The sequence below is a fragment of the Bifidobacterium sp. VU/mBH4 (B4) genome (genome assembly GCF_058199535.1).
The window spans coordinates 1-23,466 of record NZ_JBVPQJ010000006.1 but is presented as its reverse complement, the minus strand read 5'-3'; the positions used below and the strand labels follow the sequence as shown (position 1 = coordinate 23,466).

At 57.2% G+C, this 23,466-nt stretch carries 14 protein-coding genes; 9 read left to right on the top strand and 5 right to left on the bottom strand.

Going from position 1 to position 23,466, the window contains the following annotated elements:
* Positions 1–154: 154 nt before the first annotated feature.
* Positions 155–1,123 carry a hypothetical protein gene (locus AC0AII_RS07405; protein ID WP_490446672.1) on the bottom strand — a complete coding sequence of 323 codons (969 nt, stop codon included), beginning with the start codon at positions 1,121–1,123 and terminating at the stop codon, positions 155–157.
* Between the two features lie 818 nt (positions 1,124–1,941).
* Between AC0AII_RS07405 and AC0AII_RS07400 the strand changes: the two genes are divergently transcribed.
* Together AC0AII_RS07400 and AC0AII_RS07395 are read left to right on the top strand one after the other, a co-directional pair.
* The gene (locus tag AC0AII_RS07400; RefSeq protein WP_490446671.1) at positions 1,942–3,339 is read left to right on the top strand and encodes a methyltransferase; all 1,398 of its coding nucleotides are present in this window, start codon (positions 1,942–1,944) and stop codon (positions 3,337–3,339) included.
* Positions 3,339–4,289 carry a BsuBI/PstI family type II restriction endonuclease gene (locus AC0AII_RS07395; RefSeq protein WP_490446670.1) on the top strand — a complete coding sequence of 317 codons (951 nt, stop codon included), beginning with the start codon at positions 3,339–3,341 and terminating at the stop codon, positions 4,287–4,289. Before AC0AII_RS07400 ends, AC0AII_RS07395 begins: the two co-directional genes overlap by 1 nt.
* Before the next feature lie 947 nt (positions 4,290–5,236).
* Here AC0AII_RS07395 and AC0AII_RS07390 read toward each other — a convergent pair.
* Both AC0AII_RS07390 and AC0AII_RS07385 read right to left on the bottom strand, forming a co-directional pair.
* Positions 5,237–6,988 carry an amino acid ABC transporter ATP-binding/permease protein gene (locus AC0AII_RS07390; RefSeq protein ID WP_490446669.1) on the bottom strand — a complete coding sequence of 584 codons (1,752 nt, stop codon included), beginning with the start codon at positions 6,986–6,988 and terminating at the stop codon, positions 5,237–5,239.
* Positions 6,972–8,852 (bottom strand): ABC transporter ATP-binding protein/permease, encoded by a 1,881-nt coding sequence (locus tag AC0AII_RS07385; protein WP_490446668.1) that lies wholly within the window; start codon positions 8,850–8,852, stop codon positions 6,972–6,974. Before AC0AII_RS07385 ends, AC0AII_RS07390 begins: the two co-directional genes overlap by 17 nt.
* A 219-nt stretch (positions 8,853–9,071) precedes the next feature.
* Between AC0AII_RS07385 and AC0AII_RS07380 the strand changes: the two genes are divergently transcribed.
* The 7 genes from AC0AII_RS07380 to AC0AII_RS07350 all read left to right on the top strand — a co-directional run bounded on the left by AC0AII_RS07380 (position 9,072) and on the right by AC0AII_RS07350 (position 20,021).
* A complete protein-coding gene (locus AC0AII_RS07380) occupies positions 9,072–9,680 on the top strand; it encodes an MptD family putative ECF transporter S component (protein WP_198216721.1) in 609 nt (202 codons plus the stop codon).
* Entirely contained in the window at positions 9,677–10,375 is a 699-nt protein-coding gene (locus AC0AII_RS07375) for an energy-coupling factor transporter transmembrane component T (protein WP_180335325.1), read from the top strand. The genes AC0AII_RS07380 and AC0AII_RS07375 overlap by 4 nt, the downstream gene beginning before the upstream one ends.
* The gene (locus tag AC0AII_RS07370; protein ID WP_490446667.1) at positions 10,353–11,804 is read left to right on the top strand and encodes an ABC transporter ATP-binding protein; all 1,452 of its coding nucleotides are present in this window, start codon (positions 10,353–10,355) and stop codon (positions 11,802–11,804) included. Before AC0AII_RS07375 ends, AC0AII_RS07370 begins: the two co-directional genes overlap by 23 nt.
* A 163-nt stretch (positions 11,805–11,967) precedes the next feature.
* Positions 11,968–12,669, top strand: a complete 702-nt coding sequence (locus AC0AII_RS07365; protein ID WP_045923831.1) for an ABC transporter ATP-binding protein — start codon at positions 11,968–11,970, stop codon at positions 12,667–12,669.
* 2 nt (positions 12,670–12,671) lie between these two features.
* Positions 12,672–16,130, top strand: a complete 3,459-nt coding sequence (locus AC0AII_RS07360) for an ABC transporter permease (protein WP_490446666.1) — start codon at positions 12,672–12,674, stop codon at positions 16,128–16,130.
* A gap of 95 nt (positions 16,131–16,225) precedes the next feature.
* Positions 16,226–19,057, top strand: a complete 2,832-nt coding sequence (locus tag AC0AII_RS07355) for an ABC transporter ATP-binding protein/permease (RefSeq protein WP_490446665.1) — start codon at positions 16,226–16,228, stop codon at positions 19,055–19,057.
* 121 nt (positions 19,058–19,178) lie between these two features.
* Positions 19,179–20,021 carry a formate/nitrite transporter family protein gene (locus tag AC0AII_RS07350; RefSeq protein ID WP_232342036.1) on the top strand — a complete coding sequence of 281 codons (843 nt, stop codon included), beginning with the start codon at positions 19,179–19,181 and terminating at the stop codon, positions 20,019–20,021.
* 706 nt (positions 20,022–20,727) lie between these two features.
* On the opposite strand, the gene AC0AII_RS07345 is transcribed toward AC0AII_RS07350, so the two are convergent.
* Positions 20,728–21,480 (bottom strand): tyrosine-protein phosphatase, encoded by a 753-nt coding sequence (locus AC0AII_RS07345; protein ID WP_490446664.1) that lies wholly within the window; start codon positions 21,478–21,480, stop codon positions 20,728–20,730.
* Positions 21,477–22,871, bottom strand: coding sequence for a hexose-6-phosphate:phosphate antiporter UhpT (gene uhpT, locus AC0AII_RS07340; protein WP_101431743.1), 1,395 nt, complete (start codon positions 22,869–22,871; stop codon positions 21,477–21,479). Before uhpT ends, AC0AII_RS07345 begins: the two co-directional genes overlap by 4 nt.
* Positions 22,872–23,466 lie beyond the last annotated feature (595 nt).

Sequence of the window (23,466 nt, the reverse complement as noted above, 5' to 3'; positions counted from 1 at the left end):
AGCAGCTATAGCCGCTTATGGCAACCAATCATTTAATATAGGGAGGAAGGAACAGAAGTAGCTCATATCAAAACCTATCACCAAACTCTAATTCAATTTATTCAGTTATAGAGTGGGTTCTAATCCCGATAAACAGGAGAAGAACCCGGATATTCTATTGAATATCGATATTACCTTCAGTGATACTAGTATTACCATCCCAATGTTGGGTAGCAGAAGAACCATCGATGGTACCGGTCCAAGTAGGGTGACCACCACCATTAGAAGATGCAGGAGCAGAACCGCCACCTGAAGGAGCACGGTAACCGCTACCACCACCGGAAGGAGCACTATAGCCACCGGAAGGAGCTCGGTAACCAGAACTACCACCTGTGGCAGCGCTCGCAGCTTGGGCCTGGGCAGCGGCAGCGGCATCAGCAGCATCCTGAGCGGCTTTGGCATTAACAGCATTATTTACAGCTTGAACCTTGGTATCAAGGGTGGTCCTGGCATCAGCGAAGGTCTTAAGAACCGATTTCCTGTCCTCAAGGGTCTTCTTGGCCGAGTCAAGGGTCTTGGTTAGTTCATCACGGGAGTGGTTCCCATCGGGCACCTTGCCGTTGGAATCAGCGAGGGTTTTGTCTGCATTACCTATAGCGTCGGAGAGCAGCTTGTGGGCCTTAGAAGTGTTCACGGCGAGCACCTTGGCCTTGATGGTCCTGACTTCTGCCTTCATTCTCGAAATCTGTGAGGCCAGGTTTTCGGTCGCCTTCTTCAGCTCCCCGGTGGATGCATCCCCCGTTAGGGCGGTTTTAACACTGGTCTTCCTGCTCGATGCGGGTTTGGTGGTTTTCACATCCCTGGACATGGCCAGGACTGTCTTGGCATCGCTGACCTCTTCCTCTTTGATGGCAGAAGCGGACTTCACTTCGTCGGAGTCCAGGTATGAGCGATATCGGCCCTCCTGGCTTGCATAGATCCTGACCGCCGCCCGGTATGAGGTAAAGGCTTGATCGTGTTCCCGGACCGTGTGGTTATGCCACCACAGTCCCCCGCCGCAGATGACGGCTACCGCCAGCACCAGGACCGCCACAATGACTGCAGGCCTGCGTCTTGAGGTGTCCCCGTTCCCGTTTTCCTTCACAGTCGCCCTTCTCTCTCCACCGACGGCCAACCCCTGTTAACGGCCCGTCCTTGCCGTTTCAAACTTAGTGTGCCATGTACTGGATGCCGCGGCATTTTTATTATGTCATGCACACGTGCCCACGCAGACATGACATTCCTTTTGCTTGCTTTTTACTGTATCTGAAACTGAAATATATCAATGGCAGAAACTTCGAGTAGAAGTCGCTCATGTTGAGTCATTAAGTCCCAGATTTGTTCAATAATAGGTTACGAAATAGGTTACGATTTGATCTTCATTGATGAGAACCACTGCAATTACAAGTAAAATTGTGGATATACGGCGCCCGGTTAGCTCGACAGGTAAGAGCTCTGTTATTTAGAGATGACTTTTCATCAAAATTGGTGGAGCATTTGTTGATTTACACGTATTACCCTAGCCTATAGTTTGCATTTTATGCCAAAATGAGCATTTGGCGTGAAATGTTGGAGATAATGACTTGACAATTATAAAACATATGCCTAACTGATCGGCGCTGACACTACGGTGTTCAGACAAACTAGTAATACTACTGGTATCAGCTTGTTAACTAGTGAGCAAAAATTGCATACTCCTGAGATCGCTCATTATCCCAGCCCTGCAGTTGTAAATAACATACCAATCTAGCCAAGATAGAACGTCATTATTGCAATGAACCACTTGATACTGCATCTCAAATCGAAGTCGAACTCACTTTAGCCAGTTACAGCAACATTTATACTTCATCCTCAGAGTTGACAAAATCCAGCTTCTATTCAATCTTCATATTCCCCCAGTTGAAAGTACAGTATATTTGTTATATGGGTTTTGTTGTGCAAATGCGTGATAACGCTTTGAAGTCATTGCCTGCTGATCGTAAAGCTAAATTCAAGCAATACTTAACACCAGAGAATGTAGCACATCAGGCGGTAAGCTTGTTCACTCCAAACACGAATCCTGTACGAATTTTGGACCTTGGAGCTGGTACTGGAATTCTTGGTGCCGAAACTGCCCTACAATCCGCTCAGAGCAGCTCATTAACCGCCGTAGAGGTTGACGAACGGCTAGCCACTATTTCAAATCAAACCCTCAAACATATAGGAATCACCCATGAAGTTATTCATGGAGATGCGTTATCTATATCACTTGATCCTATCTATGACCGAGTGATCCTTAATCCCCCTTACAAGAAGATTCCCCCAATTCGTATGGCTACGAACTCCGGCTACGTATCAGTATCTAACTTATACGCAGCGTTTCTAGTTCGGGCAATATGTGCGTTAAAAGCAGGTGGCGAATGTGTCGCTATCATACCTCGTTCATGGATGAATGGGGAATATTTTACCCCATTTCGTAAATGGTTGTTTAGCAATTGTTCAATAGATGTGATAGCTATATACCGATCTCGTAAAGACCATTTTAAGGATTCCAACATACTTCAAGAAATCATGTTACTAAAAGTATCAAGAGCAAGACAATCTTGCACAGTTTCGGTTTATAACGAGATTACTCCTCTTGACAATCTCCGCACAAGCAAACATCGAGTTTCTACACTGAGCAATTTGCTAGCTGGCCCCAGACAAATACTGCGCATTCAAACTCAAGACTCTCTCTTAGAGAACTTCCCAACATTAGCCGAATCGGGTCTCTGGGTGTCAACAGGCAAATTAGTTAGTTTCCGGAATCGCGATTTGTTATTAAACAAGCCAGTTGAAAGTTCCTTGCCACTGTATTGGACTGATAACACTAATTCACTTGTGGCGATTCATCCGAATATTGAATCACGGCATGAACAGTGGATTGATGCGAAAGCTCATGAACGGCATGTAGTACTACCAGCTGGTAGCTACTGTCTCATAAACCGCTTTTCTGCTAAAGAACAGACGCGTCGTGTTGTGCCATCACTTCTAACGAGCAAAGTACCGTTTGTGATCGATAACAAACTCAATTACGTGCATCAGGGAACGTCGCGAAGCACAGTTCCCATTAATCAACAGTTGGCTGCAGGCCTTACTCTATGGATGTCCTCAAAACTGGTAGACGACTGGTATCGACAAGTCTCTGGAAGCACACAGGTTAATGCAACGGATCTGCGCGAGTTGCCTATACCTCCAAAGCAAGCGTTACTCAGTATAGCTGAGCGACTCCATATCGAGGATAAGCCAACATACGAATATATTGATCGTGTAATCAATGCTGTGACGGAAAGGCTGAACTAATGAATTCCGTAAATACTCTTATTAGCGAAGCGCAAGATTTGCTTAGACAATTCGGATTCGACAGTATACGGACAAATAAACGATCCGCTATGGTACTACTTGCTTTGTTGCAACTTAAACCCGGTGATGCATGGAGCCAAGCTCAAAACCCACTATTAGGAACGCACGCAATCATGGCTTGGATTGCAAACAACTTTGGCGTCAATTACAAGCCGAACACACGTGAAACAATTCGACGGTTCACACTTCATCAGTTCATAATTGGACAACTCGTCGAAGAAAATATAGATAAACCCATGCGACCAATGAATTCGTCAAAATGGAGCTATCGAGTAACCACTGAGGCGCTTGGCATCATTAAACAATATCGCACATCAGAATTTGAGAGGCATTTAGCAGCCTATGCACATGATCATGTATTTTTCAAGACTCTTGCCGAGGAACGGCTTAATTTACCTAAAACAAACGTGCGACTTCAATCAGGTCAGGTACTTCACCTGTCACCAGGTGGACAAAACATGCTCATTAAATCAATCATCGAAGACTTCATGCCACGTTTTGTGCCAAGAGGCGTCGTCTTATATATCGATGATACGGATCACGGTACTGGGGTAATCAACCCTGATCTCATGAACAAACTTGACATCAAACTTAAACCTAGAGAAAAAGCCCCTGATATAATAATATGGGATCGGACACGGGCATGGCTGTTCCTCATCGAGGCAGTGAGCACGCATGGCCCTATAGATGTGACTAGAAAAATAGAACTGAAACACATTTTCTCCAAACAGTTTCACCAAGCGGTACTCGTGTCCTGCTTCCCAAGTCGAACGGTAATGCGTAGATTCCTATCTCAATTGGCCTGGGAATCTGAAGCTTGGTGCGCAGATACTCCCGATCACATGATCCATTTCAATGGCAATCGATTCATGGGACCGTATGGAATATAGATGCTGTCACTCGTGCATCAGGCGACGCTAACCTCGCATTTTTTTATTTCCGGATATTAATTTCGAGAAACAAGCTAAGTATTTATATCTCAGCTTCAGTTTTGAAAAGACAACATGGGGATAAGATACAGAATGTCTAGCGACTCAACAACTTTGGAGTTAGCTCGATACCATTGATCACCTGCTGGTCCTATAGCGACATAAGTATCTGCCCTTAAGAAGGCTGTTCAATCGATTATAAATTATAGTAACCAAATTAAATGCCGATCAAAATTGAATAATATATGATAAACACGAGAAATCGCCAACAACAGCATCATCTCTTCAGAGGTTTGCCATAAAATAAAAATGACATGACATTTCAGGTCAACATTATAAACTGGCGTTAATATATCCCTGCAATTGGCTTGTTATAAGTTTATCTAAATCCACATACGCTACGGGGCTTAGAGAGAACCAGAGCTAATTATTACTATATTGAGAATACAGCATATACTATTATGCACCTTAGCTCAACTCCGATTGTTATCGTTTTCCTTACTTCTAGCATCAGCCTATTCGTAGTATTTTCTTAAATAATTTTTGTCCACCCTTTTTCCATTGTCTGGAACCTTCATTTATAAGATCACAAATAGAGTACAGCTTGATCTCCGAGTTTCGCATTTTCTTCCGATAAAGAGTTTCTTAAAGGCACAATGACGTTGTGCTAAGAAGAAATACAACCGCCCGCGGTATACCGATTTCATTCCGCTCAAGTTTGATTAATACTATACCCAAAGGTCTCTTTCAACTGAAAGAATGCTCTAAGGATTTACGAATAAAATGATCGCCTTCTTGGCTTACTAATAAGAATCCAGATTCGTAGTAGCAGTTATCCCCCTACGGCTACGATTAAAAAATCGTGTTAATATCATATGAGCATACTGTTCAACGACCAAGCAGAAAAATCATGCAGAGAATAGTCTGCCATCCTGCAGCGTCCACAGACAATCAACCCTGGCAAGGACCGAGGGACGATGGGAGACAATCAGACAGGTACGGTCGCCCTTCCGCTCAATCAGCCTAGTCAAGACCCGGCCCTCGAGGAGGGCATCCATATTGCTGGTGGGCTCATCCAAAAGCATGAAGGGCGCCGAGCTCAAAAAGGCGCGAGCCAAGGCCACTCGTTGCCGCTGCCCCTCGGACAGGTCCGAGCCGTTGTCGGCCAACAGATGATCCAAGCCATCGGGCAGCTGGTCAATCAGATCATCCAAGCAAGCATCATGAGCTGCCTGCTCAATATCCGCTCTGCTGGCATCGGGCCGGGCCAGAGCGATGTTATCTGCAAGAGTGAGACTGAATATGTAGGTGTCCTGGCTCACCAGAGTCTGCTGGGCACGCAGGTCGGCGGTGCGAATAGATTCGATAGGCAGGCCAGAGACGGTCAGGTCCCCGCCGCTGCGCTCCTGGAACCGCATCAGCAAATCGATCAAGGTGGACTTGCCGACTCCGTTGGCCCCCTGGATGCCGATCAGCTCGCCAGGCTTGATGGAAAGATCCAGATTATCCAAAACCGCAATTCGACCACCATGTTCACCCGAGTGAGTCTTACCCGTGTCAGTCTTGCCGGCGTAGGAAAAGGAAACTGCCCTGGCATTCTCTCCAGTGAACTCCGCCAAAGGATTCCCGTGATTGGATTCCACCTCACGTACAGGCAGCTCCTTGTCCAAAAGAGAGAAGACCCGCCGAGCAGCAGCCAGGGTAGGCTGCAGGCCGGCGCCTAGCCGGGCCACAGGTATCAAGGGAGCGAAGGAGGAAAGGAAGCCGACCAGTCCGATCATTCCCCGTGCAGGACCAACCAATCCTGCCGAACCTAGATGGCAGGCCATCAAAGTGAAGGCTCCAACGCAGATCAGAGTGACCACGTTGGTGACCATATCGTTGGTGATGGTCCGCCCAGAGGTGCGCCCCCGGGCATTCAGCATCTGATCCGTGGCAGCTCCCACCCGGCGACGGGTATTGCCAAGAGCCCCCAATCCAGCCAGTTCGGTGCGGCCCTGCAGGGTCTCCAGAAGCAGGGAGTGCAGACTGGCCTGGGCCGTCCGCTCCTGCATGGCCACCTTGAAAGTGGGCCTGGCGCTCAGGATGGGGATGAGCAGGCCGACGATCAGGTAGGAGACCAGGGCGGCAAGTCCCATCCAGGGTGAGAGCCAGGTGAGCAGGGCCAGATTGGCCAGAGATGTCACCAGGGCGATGGCGATGGGCGAAAGCGTATGGGCGTAGAAGATCTCGAGCAGCTCGATGTCGTTGGTGATCACCGTCACCATGTCTCCGCGCGCCTGGTCGCGCAGGCCGGCCGGGGACAGGGACCGCATCTTGTCGAAGACCGTCGTGCGGATGTCCCGGAGCATGCTGAAGGCCATCTCGTGGTTGTAGTACTGCTCCCCATAAGCCATGACCCCACGGCTGAGAGCAGTCAGAACCGCCACCAGGGCCCAGACGACCCACTGGCCATTCAGCGGCGGCCAGTCCGCGACCAGGCCGATCAGAGCCGCAGCGGCTGCCATCATGCTCCAGACAGCAAAGAGATGGCCCAGGCTGCCGCAGAGGATGGCCTTGCCCTCCGTACCAGCCAGAGGCTTCATCAGCCGGGCCATGCGGCGCATCATCGCCAGGTTGCTCGTCGTCTGCTGCTGCATGTCTTCACTCCCCGTCCTCATACTGAGCCTGCTCCTTCCACTGGGCCGCGAATCCGCCCCCGGCATCCACCAGCTCACGGAAACCGCCACACTCCGCCAGACGGCCCCCCTGCAAGAAGAGAATGGAATCGGCATTGCGGACCCCGGCCAAGCGGTGGGTGATGGTCAGGACCAGGGACTCCTTGCCCAGCGCATCCATCAGAGCAGCCAGTGTAGCGTCATGCTCACGGTCCACGGCGCTGGTGGCCTCATCGAAGATATAGACGGGGGAACGCCGCAGGAGCCCGCGGGCAATGGACAGGCGCTGCCGCTGCCCTCCGGATAGGTTGCCTCCCTCGGGGTCGATAGGAGCGTCCAGTCCGCCCTTGCTTTGGACAAGACCGGTCAGGCCGACCTGGTCCAGCGCATCCTGCAGCTCCCAATCCGAGTAGCCCAGTCCGGCCGGGTCCAGATTCGACCTGATGGTCCCGGTGAAGAGGTGATCGGTTCCCCGAACCACAGTCTGCAGGCCGACCAGATCCTCGCGCGACAGGTCGCTGATCTGGCGCCCACCAATGGTCAGCTCTCCGGCATACCCCTGAAGGCGCCCGGACAGCAGGCCCGCCAAGGTGCTCTTGCCGGAGCCCGAAGCGCCGACCAAGCCCACATGTCCCTTGGCAGGCAAATCGAAGTTCAGATCGGTCAGGGCCTGGAAGCCGTCAGGATAGGTGTAGGTCAAATCGCGAGCGCTGATGCCTAGCGAATCATCGCCAGACATATCCGCCTGATCCGCCTGCTCCGAAGCGGATTCCGAGTCAGACTCCCGAATTGCTTCCTCAGATGTTTCGAGACTCGCTTCCGGAGCCGTCTCCGAACCCGTACTCTCGCGTGACTCAGGAGTCGTCTCCGGAACCGCCGACTCCCCGTCGCTCCCCTGCCGTGCTTGGAGGATATCGTCGATGGCCTTGCCCTGCTTGATGGCGACCATGCCGGAATGCATCATGTAGACCAGCTGCCGCTCAGGGGCGAAGAGCCGGACCCCGGCCAGAGCGACAACCAGGCAGGACAGCACTCGAGCGGGCCCGCCCTGCCCAATCAGAACTGTGGCCGCGACCGCCAGGATGAGGCTGGTGTAGATGACCACGTCGGCCTTGATCAGCGAGCGCAGCTGCCCGCCAAGGACCCCCATGGTTATCCGGCGGAATCCCTCGGACTCCTCGGCCAGGTCATCAGCCTGCCGCTGGTCTGCCCCGAAGATCTTCAAGGTGTTGAGCCCCCTCAGGGCATGCTCGAAGTGGACACCGACCTTGTCATACTTGCGCAACTGGCCCAGCTGCACCTTGATGTTCTCGCCCATGGTGGGCTTGGAGGCCAGGGGCAGAGCCACCATGCCGATCACGACGATTGCCGCAGCCAGGGGACTGACGGGCAGAAGGACGATCAGAGTCACGACCAGCATCAAGGCGGTCTGGACCAGGGCCGGAATGTAGGCCGTAAAATATGAGACGACCGACTTGACCCCCTCGGTCGAAAGCCTGGCCAGGGTCTGCGCCGGAACGCCCAGGTCGTCCTTCTGCGCATTGGGGTCGAACACGGACAGGTACAGGGCCTGGGAGAGCGCCTTGCCCATCCCATCAGCCAGCCGGGCGCTGACGGACTTGGCGACCGCCTGGGCCAGGAGCCGAACCAGGATCAGCCCGCCTATCAGCGCCGCCAAGGGTCCGGGCCGGCCAGGCACCCAGGCAAGGGCATGAGGGACAGGCAGGCCAAGGGAACGGCCCACGGCCGCGATGGCCACCGGCAGGAGGAGGACCTCCGCCAACGCGCCGATCGTCTGCAGGAGGGCCAGCAGGAGGCTGGCGCCCATCCTGGCTCCCGGTAGATGAAGTAGTCGCTTGCTGATCATGCCTGTCCTCCGTGCCGCCTTTCTGATACGCCCCTCTCAGTGGACACTAACAAAATCCTCGCGCGCCAGGCAATACCCTGATTGTGAAGCACCGGCAAGAGACATAAAAAAATATCATTTACTTTCCCTCCCGGCCCTCCTAAACTTGACGGCACAACCTGAAATCGGCGGATATGGCCTAGGGCCGAGCGACCGCCACCCAGATGGGAGCGATCCTTTATGAAAGCACTGAAGACAAAAGACCTGGTCAACGTCGGCATTTTCACGGCCCTCTACTTCGTCAGCATGGCGGTGGGCAACTTCATCACCGTCTTCCTGGCTGGCCTGGTCATGCCCGGCCTGTCCTCCCTCTTCATCCCCGCTGTGGTGGGGCTGGTCTCCGGCCCGGTCTACATGCTGATGATCCGCCGGGTGCCCAGGTTCGGGGCCATCACCATCGTCGGCGTCATCATGGGCCTCTTCCTGCTGGTCTTCGGTCACTTCGCCCTCTCCTTCATCCCCTACGCCTTCTGTGGCCTGCTGGCTGATCTGGTTCAGTCCTCGCTCAGGGAGAGCCGTCCCAACCTGGCCCGCTACCTGAGCTACGTCATCCTCACCTTCGGCTGCACCGGCCCCGTCCTGCCTCTTTGGTTCATGAAGGACGCCTATGTGGCCAGCCTGGTCCGCCGCGGCAAGAGCCAGGAGTACATCGACGGGGTCTTCGCGCCCATCACCGGAGCCACCTTCCTGGTCTGCATTCTGGCCACCCTGGTCGGCGCCCTGCTTGGGGCATGGATAGGCGCCAAGATCGTCGACAGGCATTTCAACCGGATACCCGCCAAGCAATGAGGCCCATCTCCATCTACACCAGATTCCTGCTGGTCATCTTCGCCAACGCCCTGATCTTCGTCACCCTCCCCACCCCACTGGTCCTGGCCATCAACATCTACTTCTGCAGCTTCCAGGTCATCGTGGGCAGGGTCAGGAAGGGCCAGGCCTGGCTTCTGGTCTGTCTGGTCTTCGCCCTGGGCGCCTCCCTGGCCATGGTCTTTCCCGAGAACCTGCCAGGACATTACCTGCTCTTCCTCTTCGTCGGCGTGGGCAGGATCCTCCCCCTGGTGCTGGTGGCGGCCTTTATGATGGGCACCACCAAAGTCTCGGAGCTGGTCTACCTGCTGCGCAGGATCCACGCCCCCCAGTGGCTGGTCATCCCCGTCAGCGTCCTCTTCCGCTTCTTCCCGACCGTCAGACACGATTATGCCCAGATCAGGCGGGCCATGAAATTCAGGGGGATCGCGGTCACCACCGGCGACATGGTCCGGCATCCGATGCGAACCATGGAGTACATCTACGTCCCCCTGCTCAATAACGCCACCAATGTGGCCTCCGACCTGACCTCGGCCGCCCTGACCAGGGGGATCGGCGACCCCGGGCCCAAGACCTCCATCCAACGGATTGCCTTCACCGGACTGGATGCGCTCATGTGCGCCCTGGGTCTGGTCCTTATGGGATGTGGAGCCTATGTTGCAATGTTCCAGGCTTAGCTTCACCTACGAGGGTGCCAGCCAGCCATCCCTCCAGGAGGTCTCCTGCCGGATGGGCCAGGGACGGCTGACCGTGGTCACCGGGCCGAGCGGTTGCGGCAAGACCACCCTGTCCAGGGTCATCAACGGCCTGATTCCCGAACTCTACGAGGGCAAGCTGGAGGGAGAGTGCCTGATCGGGGGCGAGCCCACCACGGCCCGGCCCATCTACCGGCTTTCGGAGCAGGTGGGGTCGGTCTTCCAGAATCCCAAGACCCAGTTCTTCACCACCGACGTCCGCAGCGAGCTGGCCTTCCCCCTGGAGAACACCGGGGTCCAGCCGGAGGCCATCCGGGAGCGCATAGACCAGGTGGCCGATCTCTTCGGCATCGCCCCGCTTATGGACCGGGACATTTTCTCCCTGTCTGGAGGCGAGAAGCAGATGATCGCCATCGCCTCCTCCTGCATGATGGATCCGCAGATCCTGGTCCTGGACGAGCCCTCAGGCAATCTGGACGTCGAAGCGGTGGCCAGCCTGGCGCAGATCCTGGGCCGCTTGAAGGACCGGGGCCTGACCATGGTCCTGATCGAGCACCGCCTCTACTACCTGGACGGCCTGGCCGACGACTTCCTGGTCATGAAGGACGGCAGGCTGGCGGAGCACCTGACCCCGGCCGCCATGAGGGGGCTGGATGGTCCGAGTCGCCAGGCTATGGGGCTGCGGGCCCTGGACCTGGACGCGACCGAGAATGCGTGCGCCCCTGCCAGGGTCATCGATGACAAGACCCCCGACCTGCTCCGGGTCAGGAACCTGACCTATGCCTACCATCACGACCAGGATCCTGCCTTGGATGTGGACGACCTGACCCTGTCCAGCGATGACATCACCGGCATCATCGGTCGCAACGGCGCCGGCAAGAGCACCTTCGCCTCGGTCCTGACCGGACTGCTCAAGCCTGGCGACAGGTCGGAGATCAGCCTGAATGGGACCAAGCAGACCGCCAGGGAGCGTGTCGAGGACTCCTACATGGTCTTTCAGGATGTCAACTACCAGCTCTTCAGCGAGACCGTGGAGGGCGAGATGCTCCTTGGAGCCAAACGGACCGACCTCTTCGAAGAGGTGGCACGAAAGCTGGACCTGGAGCGGCTCCTGGGCCGACACCCCAACACCCTCTCCGGCGGGGAGAAGCAACGGGTGGCCATCGCGGCCGCCATACTGTCGGGCAAGCGCCTGGTGGTGCTGGACGAACCCACCAGCGGCCTGGACCTGCTCCACATGAACCAGGTGACCGGGATGATCCGCTACATGCGCTCCCTGGGGGTCATGGTGATCGTCATCTCGCACGACCAGGAGTTCCTGGCCCAGACCTGCCAGCGGTTCATCACCTTCCGCCAGGGCAGACCGGTCAGGGACAGCCGCAAACTGGGCAACCTCCTGCAAGCCCTCTGAACCTCCGAACCCTTGCAGGGTCGGCGAACATGACGCCTCCCGGCAGGCGGTTCTCCTGTGCTCCGGACCCCGCGAACGTATACAGTAGTGGGGAAAAGAGCATCAGGGGGCGTCCCTCGCGTCGGACGGCCCCGCCGCACAGCCAGGGTTACGAGAGGGCATGATGGGCTATATCGACGTCATCGGAGAGACGAAACGGTATGTGACCGGCGAGACGACCATCGTAGCCAACAATGAGGTCACCTTCTCCATCGAGAAGGGCGAGCTGGTGGTCATCCTCGGCGCCTCGGGGGCTGGCAAATCGACCGTGCTGAACATTCTGGGCGGCATGGACACCTGCAACGAGGGCCAGGTGATCGTGGACGGGAAGGACATCGCCGGCTACGACGCCCGGCAGCTGACCACCTACCGCCGCTACGACGTGGGCTTCGTCTTCCAGTTCTACAACCTGGTGGCCAACCTGACCGCCAGGGAGAACGTGGAGCTGGCCTCGGAGATCGTGGACGACGCTGCCGACCCGGTCCAGACCCTGGTCGACGTGGGCCTGGGCGACCGGATCGACAACTTCCCCGCCCAGCTTTCCGGCGGCGAGCAACAGCGGGTGGCCATCGCCCGGGCCGTGGCCAAGAACCCCAAGATCCTGCTCTGCGACGAACCCACCGGAGCCCTGGACTACCGGACCGGCAAGCAGGTGCTGCGCATCCTCCAGGACCAGTGCCGCAAGAAGGGCGCCACCGTGGTCATCGTCACCCACAACGCGGCCATCGCCCCCATCGCCGACAGGGTCATCCGCATGCATGACGCCCGGGTCCAGGCCGTGCAGACCAATGACAGCCCCGAAGACATCGAAAACGTGGAGTGGTGAGGATGCAGCCCGTCAGGAAGGTGCTCTGGCACGACATCCGGGTCTCCCTGCGCAAGTCCCTGGGGCGGTTCATCTCCATCGTCTGCCTGGTGGCGCTGGGCTCCTTCGCCCTGGTCGGGCTGAGCGTGACCGGGCCGGACATGCGACAGGCCGGCAACGCCTACCTGTCCGACCACCATCTGGCCGACTTGATGGCCATCAGCAGCTACGGGCTCGACCAGGAGGATCAGGATGCCATCGACACCGCCCCCGGCAACTCGGGAATCGAATACGGGTATCTGAAGGATGTGGTGCTCAAGGGCACCGACAAGAGCCTGCGTATCTACTCCGCCCCCGACAGGATCTCCACCTATGAGCTGGTCGAGGGATCCATGCCGACCAGGCCCGACCAGATAGCGGTCGACACGGCCCTGGCCGGGAGCCACCCCATCGGCAGCAGCATCCAGGTGGATGAGAAGGCCGACCAGCTGGGCAGGAAGGTCTTGAGGCATCATAAGCTGCGCGTGGTGGGCACGGTCAGGTCGACCGAGATCCTGAGCAAGGTCAACATGGGCCCCTCCACAGCCGGATCCGGATCCCTGGACTCCTACGCAGTGACCACGCCCAAGGCCTTCGACTCGGACGAGTACATGATCGCCCGCCTGACCTTCAAGGACCTGGACCGGATTCGGGACCACTATTCCGACCAGTACATCCAGGCCCTGCAGACCCACAAGGACGATCTGAACAGGATCCTGTCAGGGCGCCCCACTGCCAGGCTGAACGCCATCAAGGCCCCACTGAAGCAGAAGCTGGACCAGGGGCAGGACCAGGTGGATCAGTCCAGAGCGGAACTCGAAGGGAACCGGCAGCAGCTGGACCAGGCCAGGAAGGATCTGGATCAGGGCGCCCAGGGCATCCAGTCCGCCAAGAACCAACTGGCCGCCAAGACGGTACAGGCCCAGGCGGCCATCGACCAGGGACAGCAGGAGGTGGATCTGAGCTCGGCTGAGCTGGCCCGAAAGCAGAAGCAGTACCAGTCCTCCGCCAACCAGGTGGCCCAGGGCAGGCAGCAGGCCGATCAGGGTCAGCAGGCCATCGACCAGGGACAGGCCAAGCTTGATGGTTCCCGCCAGCAGCTGGAGGGCGGCAAGGCCCAGGCCGACCAGGCTGTAGCCCAGGCCCAGGCAGCGCAGAAGCAATGCAGACAGGGCATCGCACAGGTCACCGGCCTCATTCAGACCATCGACGCCCAGCTGGCCACACCCGGGCTGACCCCTCAGCAGCAGGAGGAGCTCAACCGCAGGAAGGCCGGGCTCCAGGCCCAACTGGCCGAGCTCAACCGGCAGTCGCCGCAGATCGATGCCCTGGCAGCCAAGGCCAAGGCGGGCCGCGATGCCTTCATGACCAACCAATACACCCCCGGCATGGCCCAGGTGGCAGCCAACCAGCAGACCCTGGACGCAAAGCGCCGGGAGCTGACCCAGGCAAGAGCCAAGGTGGAGGAAGGCGAGCGCCAACTGTCCCGAGGCAAGGCTCAGCTTGACCAGGCCTCAGCTCAGCTTGCCCAGGGCAGGGCCAAACTAGTCCAGGCCCGGCAGCAGCTGGCCGGCAGCCGCGCCTCGGCCCAGGGGCAGATCGACCAGGCCCAGGCCACCCTGGATCAGAAAACAGCTGAATACCGGACCAAACTGGACAAGTTCAAGAGGGAGAGCCCGGACGCCCAGAAGAGGATCGACGACTCCCAGAAGAAGCTGAACAAGGCGGCGGACCAGCTGAGCCGACTGGAAAAGCCGGTCTATGCCCTGGACTCACGCCGGGAAGTGCCCGGCTCAGAGGGCTACAAGGTCTACGCCTCCGTTTCCTTCATCGTGGACTCGCTGGCCAAGGTCTTCCCCTACTTCATGTACCTGGTGGCTGCCCTGGTCACCTTTACGACCATGACGCGCTTCGTGGACGAGGAGCGGATCAACGCCGGAACGCTGAAGGCCCTGGGCTACAGGGATCGAGATGTCATGGCCAAGTTCCTGGTCTACGGCGGAGCGGCCTCGGCCCTGGGCGCCCTTCTGGGCATCATCGCCGGCCACACCCTCCTGCCCTGGATCGTCTACCAGGCCTATGTCCACGCCTTCGACATGCCGCCCATCCACTACGGCTTCCACCTGCCCATCACCCTCCTGGCCTGCCTTCTGGCCTTCCTGAGCGCCGTGGTCCCCGCCTTCCTGAGCGCCTGGCGGGAGCTGCGCGAGAAGCCGTCGGCCCTCCTCCTGCCCAAGCCGCCCAGCGCCGGATCGAAGATCTTCCTGGAGCGCATACCCCTGATCTGGAACCGGCTCAGCTTCACCCACAAGGTCACCGCCCGGAACATCTTCCGCTACAAGCAACGGATGCTGATGACCATCTTCGGGGTCTGCGGTTCGGTGGCCCTCCTGATGGCCGGTTTCGGCGTGCAGGGGTCCATCTCCGCCATCAACGAGCACCAGTTCGGCCAGGTGATCCGCTACGACCTGATCGCCGCCGAGAATAGCCAGGCCACATCCGACCAGCGCCAATCCATCAAAAAACGGCTGGAAAAGCCCGATGTGAGCCGTTCCCTGAACGTGCGCTACGAGGAGATGAGCAAGACAGCCGGCCACAACGCCGACAAGCAGTCCATCACCATGATCGCGCCGGCCAGCGCCGAACACCTGGACGACTTCATCCGCATGGACACCCGGTCCGGGCACAAGCCCCTGAGTCTCAAGGGCGACGGCGTGATCCTCTCCGAGCGGATCGCCCAGCTGACAGGGACGAAAGTCGGCGACAGGATCACCCTGCAGGATTCAGGCGGCAGGGACAGGACCATGCGGGTGGACGGCATCTGCGAGATGTATCTGGGGCACTTCGTCTTCATGAGCCCGTCGGCCTACAGGACCGTCTTCCACCAGGACTTCTCGCCCAACGCCCATCTGGTCACCTTCAAGGACTCCAGCGCGGAGAACACCAGAAGGCAGGCCGCCTCCTTCATACGGATCGACGGGATCCAGGGGGTGGTGCAAAACACGACCCTGATGAGCCAGATCGACACCGTGGTCAGGTCCCTGAACATGATCATGCAGGTGCTGATCATCGTGGCCACCCTGCTGGCCCTGGTCATCCTCTACAACCTGACCAACCTGAACGTGGAGGAGCGGATCCGCGAGCTGAGCACCATCAAGGTGCTGGGCTTCTACGACCGCGAGGTGACCATGTACATATACCGGGAAACCATCCTTCTTTCAGCTATCGGCGTCCTGGCCGGGTACGGATTCGGAGCCTGGCTGCACCACTACATCATCACCACCGTCCCGCCGGACAACGTCCTCTTTGACCCATCCATCAGCTGGGTGGCCTTCGTCGTGCCCCTGGTCATGATCACGGTCATCACGGCCGGCCTGGGCTGGATGGTCAACAACAAGCTCAAGCATGTGGACATGCTGGAGGCCCTCAAGTCGGTGGACTAGGCCATATCGGCATTTACCCATGCTGATGGCGTAAGCTGGCACTCCAAGAGTCCATAAGTCCATGCCATTGAGAATCCAGAAAGCGGAGGACGACGGTGCTGCAGATCGAACACATCTCCAAACAGTACAAAACGGGGGACTTCATCCAGCAGGCCTTGAATGATGTCAGCGTCAACCTGCGCGACAACGAGTTCGTGGCCATCCTGGGCCCCTCCGGCTCCGGCAAGACCACCCTGCTCAACATCATCGGCGGGCTGGACCGCTATGACCAGGGCGACCTGATCATCAACGGCACCTCCACCAAGAAATACAAGGACAGGGACTGGGACTCCTACCGCAACCACACTGTGGGATTCGTCTTCCAGAGCTACAACCTGATCCCCCACCAGAGCATCCTGTCCAACGTGGAGCTGGCCCTGACCATCTCGGGCGTGCATCGGCAGGAGCGGCGCGAACGGGCCAGGCAGGCCCTGGAGCAGGTGGGACTGGGCCAGCACGTGAACAAGCGGCCCAACCAGCTCTCGGGCGGGCAGATGCAGCGGGTGGCCATCGCCAGGGCCTTGGTCAACAACCCTCGCATCCTCCTGGCCGACGAGCCCACCGGAGCTCTGGACTCGGAGACCTCCATCCAGATCATGGACCTGCTCAAGGAGGTGGCCCAGGACCGGCTGGTGGTCATGGTCACCCACAACCCCGAGCTGGCCCACCAGTACGCTACCAGGATCGTGGAGCTGCACGACGGCTCGGTCATCAGTGACTCCGACCCCCTGCCCGACGACCAGGTGCCCATCCGCCGGGCCCGCCACCGCACCTTCGGCAAGGCCTCCATGGGGCTGCTGACCTCCCTGTCGCTGAGCTTCAACAATCTTCGGACCAAGAAGGCCCGGACAGCGCTCACATCCTTCGCTGGGTCCATCGGCATCATCGGCATCGCCCTGATCCTGTCGGTGTCCACCGGGGTCAACCGCTACATCGACAGGATACAGCGGGAGACCATGACCTCCTACCCCATCACCATTCAGGAGCAGTCCTTTGACCTGAACAAGATAGTGGACTCTGCCCAGGAAACCCAGAAGGAGGCCAAGGCCCACAAGGATCTCAAGGCCATCCAGCCGGACGACTCCAGCGTCAAGGGGGCCTCCAGCCTGACCAGCAGCATCACCCAGAACAACCTGACAGACTTCAAAAAATACTTGGACAATCCCAAGAGTGAAATCCACCAGTACGTAGGGTCCGTGGGCATCCAATACTCCTACGCCACCAAGTTCTCGGTCTTCGGGCACGATCCGGACGGCAAGCTGGTCTCTGCGGATAAGGTGACCATGGGCGGGCAGGACGATGCCAGCTCCACCGCCAGCCAGATGGCCACAGCCAACACCGACAGCGACATGGGCGACATCCAGTCCATGCAGATGTCCTACCTTACCGGCAAGACCGAGAAGAACAAGGCCCCGGAGATCTTCGGCGAGATCATGCCGGGGGCCGATGCCAAGACCACCATCAGCAAGGTGGTGACCGACAACTACCAGGTGGTGAACGGCACCTGGCCCAAGGCCAAGGATCAGGTGGTCCTGGTGCTGGACAAGAACAACCAGATGCCCGTCACCAGCCTCTACAAGCTGGGCATCCTCCCCTCCAGCCAGTACACCGACATGATGAACAAGCTCAACAGCGGCCAGGAGGTCAAGGTCGACACCAAGCCCATCGAATACGCCAAGGCCATGGACCAGAAACTCTCCCTGGTACCCGCTGCTGACCAGTATGCCAAGGGGACCGACGGCCACTACCACTACATCGGCGACAACACCGACCAGATGACCAAGGCCGCCGACCAGGGCCTGCAGCTGCACATCGTCGGCATCGTCCGCCCCAACCAGGGGGCCAAGGCCACGCCACTCAAGGTCGGCGTCGGGTATACCCGCCAGCTGACCGACTACCTGATTGACCAGGCCAAGACCAGCCCCATCGTCACCGACCAGGAAGCCGATCAGGGCCACAGCGTCCTCAACGGGATGGCCTTCGCCCCTGCCGACGATGCCGCCAAGGCCAACGATGCCAAGGCCTACATCGCATCCCTGGGCGTCAGCCAGAAGGCCAGCATGGCCCAGGAGATCATGAAGGGCTCGGCAGCCATGGCCGGCCAGGAAGCCCAGGGTCAGGGCCGGGCCGGAGCCGCTGCAAGAGCCCAAGGTTCTGCCGGCATCCCCACGGGGGCCTCAGCCGAGCAGCAGACGGCCCAGGCCTTCGACCAGTACATCGCCACCGCTCCGCAGGACGCTCTGGTCGCCATCTACAACCAGTACGTTTCCACCGGCACCTACGCCGACAACCTGAGCGACTTCGGCCTGATCTCCCGGGACGCCCCCTCCCGCATCAGCATCTACACGGACAGCTTCGAGAACAAGAATTCCGTGGGCGACTCCATCAAGCACTACAACGACAAGGCTGCGGAGAAGAACCGGATCGTCTATACCGACTACGTGGGCCTGATGATGAATTCGGTCACCACCATCATCAACGTCATCACCTACGTGCTGATAGCCTTCGTCGGGGTCTCGCTGGTGGTCTCCTCCATCATGATCGGCATCATTACCTACATATCGGTTCTGGAGCGGACCAAGGAGATCGGCATCCTGCGCGCCATGGGCGCCTCCAAGCGCAATGTCTCCAACGTCTTCAACGCCGAGACTGGCCTCATCGGACTTCTGGCAGGTCTGCTGGGAGTGGGCATCACCCTGCTGCTGATCATTCCGGCCAACAGCATCATGCACCACTTCATGGGGACCACCGAGGTGAACGCGGCCCTGCCTGCATCGGGCGGCGTGGCCCTGGTCATCCTGAGCGTGGTCCTGACCCTGATCGGCGGCCTGATCCCCTCACGGAAGGCAGCCAAGCAGGATCCCGCCACCGCCCTGCGCACCGAGTGAGGCTGAGCGACACTGGGTGACACTGGCAAAGAAGTGAATTCCCGCACAGTCGGGCCTTGGGGGCGGTCCCTCTTTACTCGGGAATGCCATAATGAACCCCGTGAATGAGCAATCCAATCAGATGACAGATCAACAGAAACGGCAGCCCCTCTTCCCCGGGCGGGCCTTCATCAGCACCGTCCTGGATGTGGTCGAGAGCAAGAAGACCATGAGCGGCGCCCTGACCGGCAAGTACATGCAACGAGCCACCATGGCCGGCCTCTTTGTGGGTATCTTCTTCACGGCCTACTTCGTCATCATGGGCCAGGCCGGCCAGAACCCGGCCGACCACGGGCTGATCCTGGCAGGCCGGGTCCTGGCGGCGACCACCTTCGGCTGGGCCCTGGTCCTGATCTACTACACCAACTCCGAACTGCTGACCTCCAACATGATGGTGGTCACCATAGGCGCCTATCACAAGCGCCTGGGCTGGCTGGCCTCCCTGCGGATCCTGGTCCTCTGCCTTCTGGGCAATCTGGCCGGAGCCCTGATCGTGGCCGTCATCCTGCGCTTCTCATCCATCGTCAGCGGCCCCACCCTGGACCAGATGCTGGCGGCCGCGGCGACCAAGACCGGCTACGTCTCCGGCGGCCCCATGGGCTTCGCTGACCTGTTCGTGCGCGGCATCCTGTGCAACTTCTGCATCAACATCGCCATGCTCATGGTTTACAACGGCAAGCTTTCCAACGACTTCACCAAGTGCATCATCATGGTCGTGGCCGTCTTCGTCTTCGCCTTCTGCGGGTTCGAGCACTCGATAGCGGATTCGGCCCTCTTCCTTATCCTGGGCGTCTTCGGGCGGGTCAACGCCTGGAAGGCGATCCTGGTGGTCCTAGTAGCCATGCTGGGCAACTACATAGGCGGCGGCATTCTGATCGGCCTGAACTTCGCCACCATGAACGACGAGCGCCGGTTCAAGGCCTGACTAACCTTCCCGCCTGCTGCCGTCCGCCGCTCATCAGAAACCACATACGTGCTTACGAGCCTGCGCAAAGACACCTACTCATGAAGAAACTCGAATGTCTATATACAGGCAGAAAGCGGAGGTTCATGATGAGCGAGACTGAGACGGCAGCCAGCAAGTCCCTGGTGTAGGAGTTCTACGACCAGGTCTTCAGCCGGGGAGATACCAGTAATATCGACATGTTCATGCGAAACGACTACATCCAGCACAACCTGGAAGACATACAGTCCCGTAACGGCAACGGCATCTTCTGACCCCAGCGACATAAGAAAGGGCGTAAACAGACCGGGCAGGGAGACAACTGCAGCCGCTCCAGGACATGGATATCTCTTTTAAGTTGGGTCCAAAATCCTCCTAGATCATCCAGACACCTGCAGCGTTGATATGGTCAGCCAAGACTGATCCAGCTGCTTCCATACCGTTTTGCTGACCATATAATCGCAGTCTACGCGGCAATCCGTCTGTGTGAAAGAAACCCGCGCCCGCATTCATGGCCGTCTTCACAATGGCCCGGGCCTCCTGGTCGTCTGGCGATCAACATTGACCGACCAGGGCCACACGGGAGGCCCGGAATCATCACCGTCCCAGACTTATGTATGCACGATGCCCTCCTTACAATTGGCACTCAAGCCCGATCGCCTGTCCGCACCTATTTGGTCTTGTCCGGTTACTCAAGCAGGTTGCGACGCAGGGCCTCCACCTGGTCTGGCCCGAACCCTAGGGCCTGATGTGCATAGGCAAAGACATCACCATAGGCATCAATCATGAGCTGGCGGGCGTAGATCAGATATTCCTTCTTGACATAAAGCGCGACCGCCAGTGCGTCCAGTGAATCCTGGTCGAAGCCTTTGGCGCGGAATTGGTCCAGCAATTGATTGTTGGCCGCGACCCTCTCCTCGTTGGTCTTCAGATAGTCCGCGAATATCTCGTCGTCGTCCACCTCCAGCAGCCAGAGCACCAGGGCCGCGGCGAACCCGGTCCTGTCCTTGCCGGCAAAGCAGTGGAAGAGGGTGGCCCCCTGGGTGTTGCCCACGACGATGCGCAGGAAGCGCCCAAAACCTTTCTGAGCACCTGGATTCAGGACCATATCGTGGTAGGTGCCCAGCATATGGTCATTGACCCGATCGACCGAACCTATTGAGGCGAAGTCGTCCAAGCTGGTATTACGGGCACCGATCATACCCAGCAGATCGATGTTGGTAAAAGTGATGCCTTCGATTGAGTCGTCAGGACTCTCCTGTATCTCGAAGGGCCTACGGAAGTCCACGACCTCCTTCACCCAGTAACGGTTAACCAAATCCCTCTTGGTCTCCTCGTCCAGGCCGACCAGCTGCCCGGACCGGATGAACTTGTGCTGGCGGACCCGGCGGCCGTGGATGGTCCGCATGCCACCCAGATCCCGAAAATTGGTGATGTTCATCGACGACCTCCTCTAATACGTTTCTCTTCCATCAAGGCCACTAGGCCCAAAAGCACAACTGCACAGACAATGGCGATATACAGCACGATAAAAGTGTCATTCCAACCATGCAGCACATGTCCCAGCACGGTCAGCCCATCGGACGAGGAGTCTGCGATCTTGGCCAGCAGGACCTTGGCGGTGGAATCACCGAACAGGTAGGCGAATGCACCGACCATACCGCCGGACAGCACATTGGCCCGCTTGGGAATTTGATTGAGCATGGAGATGTTGATCAACATCTGGGGTCCGAAGATGAACATACCCAAGAAGAAGAGCGAGATGTAAATGACCACAGGGGTGCGGCCCAGCTGGTAGCCTGCCATTCCAAGCGGCAGGCAGATGGCACAAAGCGTGGAGACGAGGGCGGGCCTGCCACCCAGGAAGTCAGACACCACGCCCCAGAGAAGGCATCCAATCAAAGCACCCATCTCGAAATAGAAGATGGTCCGTGCACCGACCTGATTGCTGAAATGCAGCTGCTCAGTCACGCGCAAAGGCGCCCAGTTGTCGATGCCGATGCGGATCAGATAGACGAAAACGTTGCTGACGCAAAGCACCCAAACCCAAGGGTTGGAAAGCAGGTACCGGCGGAAAATCTGCCAAGTGGTATCGTCATGCGACTCTTCGTCTTCCTGCTTGACAGGCTCATCGAAGATCTTCTCTGACGGTTCCCACCCGAGATCCTCGGGACGGTTCTTGCCGACAAGGAAGCACATAATTGCCACCAGAAGCGCCACTACACCCGGGATGATAAACATCCCGGCTACCTTTCCGCCAAAGAAAGTTTGGGCACACCAGATGGCGAATACTCCAGCCAAGCCACCGCCTATATTGTGAGAAGCGTTCCAGACACCCAAATATCGGCCATATGTCGTCTTCGTTGTCCAGTTAGAAATCACTGTGGCGCAACTAGGGCCTCCGGCGCACTGAAAGACCCCATTCAAGGCCCATAGAACGATCAACCACCCCATAGGTACATGACTCAGGGTGAACAGGAAACCGATGCAGATGACCACAATAGACGAGCAGAAAAGCATAATAGATGCAATTTTCTTGTTGTCTTTGCCCGTGACCAGATATCCCACAACGATTTTTCCGATCCCATAGACAACAGAGAAAACAAAACCAATTACGCCCAACTGCTGGGTGGTAATGCCCAGCTGCTGTTTCATCAAGGGTTGCGCCGCTTTAAAATTATTCCGAACAAGGTACATAGTAATGTACAGAATGATGACCATGAGATACGGTTTCATGAACTCACGGAACCAGAGATGTCGTTGTTCGGCTACCGGTATGGTCGCTTTCGGCACATGTTTGTCCAAATGGATATCGAATATCCTGTCAGCCATCTAATACCTCCCTGTATATGGTGGACAATAGCTGACATTTTACTTATTTGCTTCAACGTTTTATGTATTGACACACAAGGGTTCTTAGACAGTGTCAAGGTTTATTAAAAACACAGTTCGTGGATATATTTCATTAAATACACCAAGCACTTCATCTGTAATACATACATCAATGATCAGTGTGCAGCGTGCCAACTGCTGAGCTAGTCCCGATCAGCGGCGTAAGCCTCCGTTAACGGCTTCTACAGTAACAGATGAGTCAGAATGTCATCAGAGTGCCCGACATAAGTTTCACCATTGTTGTCTAATCTGTCATGAGAACATGAGTCCAGATCCGTAGTACTGGCCTACATGTGTTTCTTGGCTGTACCACACCATAAAGCGTGCTGATATAGCTGCAGTAGGTCTTAGATGTAGAGGTACAGTTTGCTGATAGAGACCGTTTTGTCGGGAGTATGAGCAGACATACAAGTAAAGGCCCCTGGTGACTTGTGTCATCAGAGGCCTTTCAATGTTTAGTGGCGGCGGTGTGCTACTCTCCCACACTCTTCCGGGTGCAGTACCATTGCCGTGCTGGGTCTTAGCTTCCGGGTTC

Bases quoted from the DNA above. Each gene is read 5' to 3' on its own strand.
- AC0AII_RS07350 (WP_232342036.1), top strand. From the start codon at position 19,179: ATGACAGATCAACAGAAACGGCAGCCCCTCTTCCCCGGGCGGGCCTTC.
- AC0AII_RS07395 (WP_490446670.1), top strand. From the start codon at position 3,339: ATGAATTCCGTAAATACTCTTATTAGCGAAGCGCAAGATTTGCTTAGA.
- uhpT (WP_101431743.1), bottom strand. From the start codon at position 22,871: ATGGCTGACAGGATATTCGATATCCATTTGGACAAACATGTGCCGAAA.
- AC0AII_RS07360 (WP_490446666.1), top strand. From the start codon at position 12,672: ATGCAGCCCGTCAGGAAGGTGCTCTGGCACGACATCCGGGTCTCCCTG.
- AC0AII_RS07400 (WP_490446671.1), top strand. From the start codon at position 1,942: ATGGGTTTTGTTGTGCAAATGCGTGATAACGCTTTGAAGTCATTGCCT.
- AC0AII_RS07345 (WP_490446664.1), bottom strand. From the start codon at position 21,480: ATGAACATCACCAATTTTCGGGATCTGGGTGGCATGCGGACCATCCAC.
- AC0AII_RS07375 (WP_180335325.1), top strand. From the start codon at position 9,677: ATGAGGCCCATCTCCATCTACACCAGATTCCTGCTGGTCATCTTCGCC.
- AC0AII_RS07380 (WP_198216721.1), top strand. From the start codon at position 9,072: ATGAAAGCACTGAAGACAAAAGACCTGGTCAACGTCGGCATTTTCACG.
- AC0AII_RS07390 (WP_490446669.1), bottom strand. From the start codon at position 6,988: ATGAGGACGGGGAGTGAAGACATGCAGCAGCAGACGACGAGCAACCTG.
- AC0AII_RS07365 (WP_045923831.1), top strand. From the start codon at position 11,968: ATGGGCTATATCGACGTCATCGGAGAGACGAAACGGTATGTGACCGGC.
- AC0AII_RS07385 (WP_490446668.1), bottom strand. From the start codon at position 8,852: ATGATCAGCAAGCGACTACTTCATCTACCGGGAGCCAGGATGGGCGCC.
- AC0AII_RS07370 (WP_490446667.1), top strand. From the start codon at position 10,353: ATGTTGCAATGTTCCAGGCTTAGCTTCACCTACGAGGGTGCCAGCCAG.